The organism is Nonomuraea pusilla (assembly GCF_900109355.1).
GTDB classification, from domain to species: domain Bacteria; phylum Actinomycetota; class Actinomycetes; order Streptosporangiales; family Streptosporangiaceae; genus Nonomuraea; species Nonomuraea pusilla.
The window spans coordinates 1-7082 of record NZ_FOBF01000048.1; the positions used below are offsets into that span (position 1 = coordinate 1).

A 7082-nucleotide genomic window follows, 5' to 3' on the forward strand; every position below is an offset into this window, starting at 1 on the left:
GTCGCGGCCTGGCTGTGGGAGCGCGGCATGGCCATCGAACGGCACCGCATCCGCGGCACCGGCCGCATCCACTGGCGGCTCACCCCCGAGCGCGTCCTCGTCCGGCTCGGCCTGGCGGAGGCCACCGACCGTACCGCGGGCGAGGTGGACCGGCAGCGGCGCATCACCCGCGTGGCTCTCGCCGCCCTCAAGGTCGACGACCAGCAAGCAGCCAAGCCCCGCCGGCGAGCGAAGGCACTCGCCCACTTCCGCAGCCGGATCGCCCAAGCCGTCGAGCACGCCCAGCTCGCCACTGACGCCGCGGCACAGAAGGCTCTGCTCGCACAGATCGACACCCTCCGCAGTGCTGACGCGCTCGTGGCCCGGCGCCGTACCGCCCGCTGGGCCGACCCCGTCACCCAGGAGCAGCGCGAGGCCGCGGATACAGCGATGGCGGATCTGCTCGCGCTCGACTCCGCGGAGGCGATCCAGCGGGCGAAGGACAAGGCTGCTGTGACGCTGATCGCGTTGACCGAGCGCGTGACCTCCGACGTGACCTCGGAGCGGGTCAACCAGGAGATCAACAGCACGGTCAACAGCAGCCCCACCCAGACGCCCCGACAGTCGGAGAAGTTGACCATCCCGATGACCCCGGCGTTGACCTTCTCGGCGGTCAACGCGGGGATCAACTTCGATGTCAACGACCCGACCGCCTATGACCTTGACAGGATCCTGTCCGGCGACCCCTACATGACCCCGTGGATGACCCCCGATCTGACCGGCGATGTGACCGGCCGAGAAGTCAAGACCGAGGTCAACGGAGACCGGAACAGAGCATCAAAGACGCAGCTCATGCGCGCCTTCTGGGATAGCGAAGTGGCTCAGGACCGCTACCCCAGCGTGACCGCTCTCTCCGAGCATGCCGGCGTCGATTCCGGCTACGCCTCCCGCAAGCGCAAGGAGTGGGTCGCCGAGCTGCATTGGTGGCAGCGGCGTAAGGCCGATCCGAAGAAGGTGCCGGCCTCATGAAGACCGACCGTAGAAGCCTCACTTTGCAGGCCCGCCGTCTCCTGGCCGTCATTGTGGCCGCAGTCTTGACCGCGCTGGTGTGGGTCGGTCACGTCCTCACGCTCTTCGTGGGCGCCGCCGACGCTCTCGTCACCGCGCGGCTCGGCGTGCCACGCGTCGCCTACATCTGCGGTCGCCTCGCCGAGGTCGTCCGCCAGACATGGAAGGAGGAGGTGTGAGCGAGCAGCAGCCGACACGGTCCCGGGTCCCGGAGCTGTCCGCCATCCCCTGGGAGGGGCCCCGCTCCATCACCGACTACGCCCGGCTGGGGCGCACCCTGTGCCGGGACCTCGGCGAGGAGTTCGCGCTCGGCGCGGACGAGCTGTACGCCGTACTGATCCGCAGCTTCAAGGGGCACCCGATCCTCGCCCTGCTCGGCGCCCCCGACGTCCGGCTGCGCGCCCGCCGCGTGGTGAAGCGACTCCAGCGGGCGGCCGAGCTGGAGAAGGGAGCCGGCGTGGAACTCGTGAAGTTCCACGCCCAGTTCCGCAAGGAGTTCGTCGACGTGCTGCCAGAGCTGAAGCCGGAGAAGCGACAGAAGACCTTCAACTGGGATGACGTGTGATGGCCGGACGCACCAAGGACCTTGTGTCCGTCGAGACCGAGTCGAGCCTGTCGAAGGTCGCGGCCAAGGAGGTGTCCAAGCTCGTCACGCTGACGAGCCCGTGGGTGGCGTACATCCTGGTGTTCGGCATCGGGTGCGCCTTCCACGTCATCCTCGACTCAGATGACCCGGACGTGGTCGCCTGGACCATGTTCCTCATGTCCGCCGCGGTGCTGGTGCTGACCGCGGTGACGTTCGGCCAGTCCCACGCCCGCAGCGTGTGGGGCAAAACCCACACGACCCTGACAACGCTCCTCGCGGGCCTGTGGGTGTGTGCCGCTACCGTCAACGGGCCGACCACCGTCGTCACCGGCAGACTGATCCTCATCGGCGGCGTCACCGTCGCGCTGACCTGGAACATCCGCACCGTCATCCGGATGAAGGGACTAGACCAGCCTGGCGCGATCACGGATCCGCTGGCACTGCTGTTCGGTCAGGGCGCCGAGCGAGCCGGGATGCCCGCCATCGAGGCCAAGACGACGAAGGCCAGCGCGCACAAGGTTGAAGGGGCTGTCCAACTAGAGGCGGGGCGGCAGACCGCTGACGACCTCAGCAGGAAGGTCCCCTACGTGGAGTCCGGGATCGGCCTCCCACCCGGCTCCATCACGACCGCCCTCGATCCCGATGACGCCAGCATGGCGAAGGTCACGATCTCTGACCCGCGGGTGATGAAGCGCCCCATCCCCTGGCCTGGCCCATCCCGGCCCGGCGCGAGCGTCGCTGAGCCGTTCCGATTGGCACTCTGGCAGGACCTCGACGAACTCCGCTACACCATCGTCGGCCATCACCTGCAGATGATGGGCATGACCGGCGCTGGCAAGGGCTTCGGCGGCGCCTGGAACTATCTCGCCGAGTTCATCAGCCGCGTCGACGGCGCCGTGTTCGCCGGCGACATCACCAAGGGTGAGCAGACGCTCGGTCCGCTACGGCCGGCGCTGCACCGGTTCGAGACCACCCCGGCAGGTGTGAAGAAGATGCTGTCGGAGCTGCAGGCTCAGGTGAAGCCTCGCACCGACTACCTCGCATCCAAGGGGCTGGCGAAGTGGAAGCCGGGCTGCGGGCTGACCTACTGGCTGATCTGGCTGGAGGAGTTCCCCGACATCTTCGACTGCCTCACCGACAAGGAGCAGGAAGCCTTCTTGAGCATGCTCAAGGCGATCCGCTCCGCGGGTGGCACCATCGTCATGAGCCTGCAGCGCTCCGACTACACGCAGATGCCCACCCTGGCCCGCGGGCAGCTCGCCAAGATGTGCTTCGGCGTGGAGAACAGCGCGGACGCGTCCTTCGGCTTGTCCGAGCGGCAACAGGACGCCGGTTGCCGGCCCGAGCTGTGGACCAACGCCCAGCCAGGCATGGCGTACCTCGACGCCCCCTCGATCGAGGAAGGGCGGTTCGCGATGCCGATGCGCACCTTCGCCTGGGGGATCGACGCCCACGGCCAGTTCGACGACGAGCGGGCGAACGAGGCGATGCGCGCCTACTCCGCGCAGTGGCCTGCGGCAGCCAAGAAGGTCGACGAGACCACCGCTGCGCTGTCGAGGCTGGCGGAGGCACCCACCGCACCCCAGCAGCAACCAGTCGATCGTGACCTGCTGCTACAGGCCGTCGAGCTCGTAGTCACCAGCCAGTACGCGTCGCCGGCCATGCTGCAGCGGAAGCTTCGTATCGGCTACGAGGAGGCCAAGCGAGTCATGAACGCGATGCAGCAAGGCGGAATCGTTGGCAGCCTGCGCGAGGACGGCAGGTGCGAAGTGAATGTGCCCCCGGGTGGCCTGCCCCTCGCCCTGGCCATGGTTCTTGGCGACCCGGACACCGGCAGCATCGATGCCGGTCAGAATGACGAAGAGGATGTGGAGGACGTGGCCAGCGAGTATCTGCACACCGACGACCCCGACCCCGGGGTCCAGGCTGACATTGACGACGAGATCCCGGACCTGGAGGAAGGGGATCCCCCGCTCACCTTCGCCGCGCCGGCGCAGCGGATGACGGCCGAGGAGCGCGGTGCCGCGCTCATGAAGCGGCTGCAGGAGCTGTGGGACGGCGGGGCCCGGGACTTCTCCAGCGGGGATCTCAAGCCGCTGTGGGAGACGACCGACATGTCCCGCTCGTGGGTGCAGAAGACGCTCAGGAAGCTCGCCGAGGCGAACGTCTTGGGCGGCTACGACGACGAGGCTCAGCGGTACCTGATGCCGGAGCGGCCCGAGCTGTCTTGATCGCGTGGCACCCCTTGTGGTGCCACGGGCGGGGGCGTTGGGGGAGGGTTACAGGTCGGAGGGGGTGCCACGGTTCGTGGCACCCCCTTGTGGCACCCGCGTGGCAGGGGCATGGCACCCCTGCGTAGCACCCGTGGCAGCAAGATCATAAAGCAGGTCGCGCGCATCCCACGCGCAGCCGTACGCGCGAGAGCCCCGGAGCGGACTTCCCCATCCGCCCGGGGCTCTCACCCGTCAGCCTACGGCCTAGTCACGAGCTGCTCTTTGGCGGCCTGCAAGAGCGCCGCATCCGCCTTGTAGCGGTTGTCCACCGTGGACCACCACTCGTGCCGGTGGATCCGCTCCACCAGATCGAGGCGCCTCGCACGGGCGTCCTCAAGCTGCGCCTGCCGCTCCGGGTCCGGCTCAGCCTCCAACGCGAGCACCGCGACACCGGACTGGATCAATCTGCCGATCTCACCGCATTCGGCGTCAGCAAGGAGGAAGTCCTGCTTGAGTTGCAGCAGGTCGGAGGGCGGGTCATAGTCGGCCATGCCGCGATCCTAGACCGAACGTGCGTGCGACCTAGGAGCGGCTCTCCGCCCACGCTTGGATCGTCCGGACGCTCTCCGGGGTGAGATCCGTCCCACCGGTCTGGTCTGGGCGAACCCACCTGTACGACGTGTGCTCGTTTGACAGCGTGATGGGCCCGTCATACGCCAGGCTGAAGGTGATCTGTCGGGCGCGCCGGCCGGAGCCGCTCACGTAGTCGAAAGTCGCGACGAAGCCGGGATCGACAGACATCTGCCCCGTCCACCCGATCTCCTCGGCCAGCTCGCGGGCCAGCGCTGCCATCAGATCCTCGCCCGGATCCGGGCCGCCAGACGGCAGCTCTTCGATGCCGGGCAGGAAGTCGTCGCTGGTCGAACGGCGCAAGATCAGCACCTTGCCGTGGGCGTGCACGACGGCGCCGACCACGAGCTTGCTGATGCCGTCCGCCGCGGCGGCGTCTAGGAGGGCCTCCACATCGGTCATCCGGCGAGCGTAGCGTCAGGCGGTGCTCCGCCCGTGGATATCGATGGGAGGCGGCAGCGTCCTTGCCCTCTCATGTAGGTCCCGCACGGTCGCGATGTCTGCGTCTCCGAGGGCGCCTACGAGGACCTTGAGACGGTCCCGGGAGGTAGACCTGAGGCGGGCCGCGGGGATGCACTCAAGGACGTCCAGAGCCCGCGCCGCAGAGTCGCCAGGCTGCCCCAGGGCCTCCGCGCGGGCGAGGGTGAGTGTGGCCGCGGCCCACCCGGGCGTGTACGGCACGCATGCCGCGACGGATGCCTCTGCCCGTATAACGGCCCGATCGGTCCGGCCGAGCGCCAGCCACGCCTCCGCCTCATGCAGGGCAAGCTCCGCGGCGTCGAAGCCGAACCGGCCCGGCTCCTCCTCCGCGGCGTCCATTAGCGAGGCCGCCTCACCGAGAGCACGCTCAGCCTCGGACAGGCGTCCAAGCATGGCCAGGGACGGCAACACCGCCCAGCCGAGGAGCTGAGCCCGCACGATCGGGGACGGGGCGCGCTCGGCGCCGGCCTGCGCGTAGGAGAGCGCAGCATCAAGGCGGCGGCGGGAGCGGGCGAGCATGCTCTGCGCTCCGAGCGCCCACGCGACCAGGCGGGCATCGCCGGTGTGCTCCCCCAGGGAGGCGGCGACGGCCAGGTGGGCGCGGGCGCCGCTGTGGTCTGCCAGGTGAAAAGCCAGGTTGCCCAGCAGCCCGGACATCCATCCGGCTGCCCGCCGTAGGTCCCTGCCTGTCCCATCGTCGGCTGGTGAGCCGAGCGCCTCCGCGAGCAGCGCCCGGGACGAGTGCACCTCGTCGAAGAGGTGTGCCGGGGCGTGCCGGGAGTAGTTGAGCGCGTAGTGCTCCACCGCCGCCTCCGCCAGCTCCACCACCACCGGCCCTCCGCGGGGAGCGTCAAGAATGGCGAGCCTGAGCGACTCCCGCACGGCAGGCAGTCCACTAGCTGACGTCATGTCCACTCCCTGCACTAGCAGCGGCGTCCAGCCCTCTGGCTGACCATAGCCGCGGCAGGCCCGCCCGCACACGCACCTCGGCGCCAAGCCGAGCGTCTCGCGTGTGGTGCCGTAGGCGCGGGCCAGCATCTCCGCGTACTCCGGGCCGGGCCGCTCCTGGCCGTGCTCCCCGCGTAGCGGCGTAGCGTGACACTCACGACTCATCGCCCACCGCGGGGAGCACTGCCATGACCACACCAGAACCGTTCCGGCCCCACGTCGGCGTCCACCTGATCCTCGTCGAGGCAGGCAAGGTCCTGCTATTGCTGCGGGCCAACACCGGTTTCGCAGACGGCTCCTGGTCGGTGCCCGGCGGCTGCCTCGACGCCGGCGAGACCCTGCCCGAGGGCGCAGCGCGTGAGGCCCGCGAAGAGCTGGGCATCGTCATCGACCCCGCCGACCTGACCTTCGCAGGCTTGTGCCATCACGCCGATCCTGACGGGCAGGCTCGCATTGGCGTTTTCTTCGCCGCCACTCGATGGGCTGGGGAGCCTGTCAACGCGGAACCCACCAAGTGCGACAAGATCGACTGGTTCGGCCTCGACGACCTGCCTGACGACGTTGTCGCCTACATCCGTACAGGAATCGACGCCTTTCGCCGCAACGAGACGTTCACACTCGACGGCTGGCAGGACCGGCGCGCGGCCTGACCCAGACAGCACAAAGACGCTCCCGCCCCTCCCGAGAAGGAGGAGCGGGGGCTTCGCACATCTTCACGATCCAACTGGCGAACATGCTTGACTGCAGCGAACGATACATGTAGCGTTCGATGCATGACGGAGACGTACTTCAGGGTCCACTGGGCAGACACCCCTGACTTCAACGCCGACAACGCCTGGTCCGGCCTGTGGGGCTCGAAGTGGAGCACAGACGGCCGTCAGACCCGCTGCCACGACTGCGCCGGCACTGGCAACTACTTCGGCGAGCAGTGCAAGACCTGCGACGGCGATGGGTGGGAGGACGCCCTCTACGGCTACTCCTGCTGCGACAGCGCCGAAGACCTCGCCGCCTACTTCGCTGAGGCCGGGGAGCCCGGCGACGAGGGCGGCCGGGTCATCGTTTTCGAGGGGCGCCGTGTCGGCACCGGCTTCGACGGCGAACCCCTCGCCGTCCCCACCAGCATCGTCGAGGAGATGACGTGGAGCGAATTCAAGAAGCGGTACACGGCATGACGCGGG

General features: G+C 68.7%; 8 protein-coding genes and 1 pseudogene. 6 read left to right on the forward strand and 3 right to left on the reverse strand.

What is annotated here, in order from left to right; all coding sequences use genetic code 11:
• The 4 genes and pseudogenes from BMX74_RS42270 to BMX74_RS42285 form a co-directional block, all read left to right on the forward strand.
• Positions 1–1008, forward strand: a pseudogene (locus tag BMX74_RS42270) (hypothetical protein); the annotation flags it as partial.
• A complete protein-coding gene (locus BMX74_RS44755) occupies positions 1005–1226 on the forward strand; it encodes a hypothetical protein (protein ID WP_091106080.1) in 222 nt (73 codons plus the stop codon). The pseudogene BMX74_RS42270 and the gene BMX74_RS44755, both read left to right, overlap by 4 nt.
• A complete protein-coding gene (locus BMX74_RS42280) occupies positions 1223–1612 on the forward strand; it encodes a hypothetical protein (protein ID WP_091106082.1) in 390 nt (129 codons plus the stop codon). The genes BMX74_RS44755 and BMX74_RS42280 overlap by 4 nt, the downstream gene beginning before the upstream one ends.
• Positions 1612–3864 (forward strand): DNA translocase FtsK, encoded by a 2253-nt coding sequence (locus BMX74_RS42285; protein ID WP_091106083.1) that lies wholly within the window; start codon positions 1612–1614, stop codon positions 3862–3864. The genes BMX74_RS42280 and BMX74_RS42285 overlap by 1 nt, the downstream gene beginning before the upstream one ends.
• A gap of 239 nt (positions 3865–4103) precedes the next feature.
• Here BMX74_RS42285 and BMX74_RS42290 read toward each other — a convergent pair whose 3' ends face one another.
• From BMX74_RS42290 to BMX74_RS42300, 3 genes are read right to left on the reverse strand one after another with little or no spacing between them, the layout of a single operon-like run.
• Complete coding sequence (locus BMX74_RS42290) at positions 4104–4397, reverse strand: hypothetical protein (protein ID WP_091106085.1); 294 nt, start codon at positions 4395–4397, stop codon at positions 4104–4106.
• A 31-nt stretch (positions 4398–4428) separates the two neighbouring features.
• Positions 4429–4878 carry an NUDIX domain-containing protein gene (locus BMX74_RS42295; RefSeq protein WP_091106086.1) on the reverse strand — a complete coding sequence of 150 codons (450 nt, stop codon included), beginning with the start codon at positions 4876–4878 and terminating at the stop codon, positions 4429–4431.
• 15 nt (positions 4879–4893) lie between these two features.
• Positions 4894–5787: an NsdA family TPR-like regulatory protein gene (locus tag BMX74_RS42300; RefSeq protein WP_143078980.1), complete on the reverse strand. Its 894-nt coding sequence runs from the start codon at positions 5785–5787 to the stop codon at positions 4894–4896.
• 305 nt (positions 5788–6092) lie between these two features.
• On the opposite strand from BMX74_RS42300, the gene BMX74_RS42305 reads away from it, so the two are divergent.
• Both BMX74_RS42305 and BMX74_RS42310 read left to right on the forward strand, forming a co-directional pair.
• On the forward strand, positions 6093–6554 hold the full coding sequence (locus tag BMX74_RS42305) for an NUDIX hydrolase (protein ID WP_091106089.1): 462 nt from the start codon (positions 6093–6095) through the stop codon (positions 6552–6554).
• Positions 6555–6677: 123 nt separating this feature from the next.
• Entirely contained in the window at positions 6678–7076 is a 399-nt protein-coding gene (locus tag BMX74_RS42310) for a hypothetical protein (protein WP_091106091.1), read from the forward strand.
• Positions 7077–7082: the final 6 nt, after the last annotated feature.